Origin of the sequence: Streptosporangium sp. NPDC005286 (assembly GCF_040607515.1) — a bacterium.
In the GTDB taxonomy this organism is placed as follows: domain Bacteria; phylum Actinomycetota; class Actinomycetes; order Streptosporangiales; family Streptosporangiaceae; genus Streptosporangium.
The window spans coordinates 4,009-5,364 of the sequence record NZ_JBEXGU010000308.1; the positions used below are offsets into that span (position 1 = coordinate 4,009).

General features: G+C 65.0%; 1 protein-coding gene. It reads right to left on the reverse strand.

The annotated features are described in order from the left end of the window. Positions 1-920: hypothetical protein (locus ABZU75_RS45085; protein WP_355569271.1), on the reverse strand; the 920-nt coding region annotated here is incomplete at its 3' end. Between the last annotated feature and the right edge of the window lie 436 nt (positions 921-1,356).

Genomic DNA, 1,356 nt, shown 5'->3' on the forward strand with positions numbered 1-1,356 from the left:
TGCACCCACTCGGTGTTCACTCCATTGAGATCAGCCCTGTCGGCCGTCACGGTCCCCTGGCCACCGGAGTTGTTGAAGATCTCCACCCCTGTGCCGGTGAAGGTGACGCGTCCCTTGTTCACCGTCCCCTGGACCCAGGGGGTGTCGATGCCGGTCGTGGCGGTGAGGGTTTCCAGGACGGGATAGCGCACCTGAACGGTCGTGGTGAGGAAGTGCTGCTTCTGCGCGGTGGGGTCGGTGGCGACCAGGATGTAGGTGGTAGCCCGCTTCGGGGCGTCGGCCGGCGACCAGGTACGCGTGCCCGGGGCGATGGCTGCCTGCCCGCCGGGGAACCGGATCTCATAGCTGAAGTCGTTGGACCCGTCCCAGCTCAGCGTGAGGTTTTCTCCGGCGTCCAGCAGGGCCTTGTCCGGGCGGAAGTCGCGTGGTGCCGGAATCTCCTTGGGAGCGGCCTTCACCACCGGCACCGCCGCGTGGCTGACCTGCCACCCTCTACTGGTTTTGGTGGTCTCGGTCACCGTCAGCACGGCTACCCCGGCGGTGGGAGCGACGGTGACGTTCTCCAGTGTCAGCACAATGTAGTCACCAGGCGCGAAACCTTCTAAGCGACCGCTCTGGGTGGTGACCTGGAAGACGTCGTTGCCTTGCTGCTGGACGATCACCGGCTGGGTGGCCGCCTGGGGGCCCGACTGGGTGTCGGTGTACTCGCCCCTCGGCTTGATCGTGCTGATGTCCCGGGTGAGGTGGCCAGCACCGTCACCGACGGGCACCTTCACCTCGATCCTCAGCCAGGGCACTGTCTGTCTGGTGTTGGTGACCATCAGATACACCGTCCCCGTGGACGGGGACCGCCCGTCCACTGACGCCTCCAGGGATGTCGGGTCGGTGAGGATGGTGTAGGTCAGCGCAGTCAAGGTCACGACTCCTTCTTGGCGGACAGCACAGGTCGATGCCCTGCGCACTACGAGAGGACCAGTCCGGGCAGAACAGGCGGCGGCACGGGTGAGGCGTCTGGAACCCGCCGCTTGTGACGCACCGCAGAAGATCACCCCTCCTAGATCCAAACGCCAGGGTGAGAGCACAACAAGAGCACTCAAGGGGGCCATAACGGAGCGCTTCGGCAATATCATCAGCGTCTTGACAAGCATTTGGACCATGCTCTATTGGCAGCGCTGCGGACACCTGTCAGCCGTGATAAGTGCGGTGATTATGTCCGTGCTGGAACGATGTCTGGCCCATCCGCGACGTTCGGTGGGCCGGGGCTGAGACATCCGATGGGCGGGGTGCGTCAAGTCGGTCCGGAGTGACCGCCGACGCGAACGGCGGGTTGCAGGCACGGCGAGGTGCGCGTCGGTG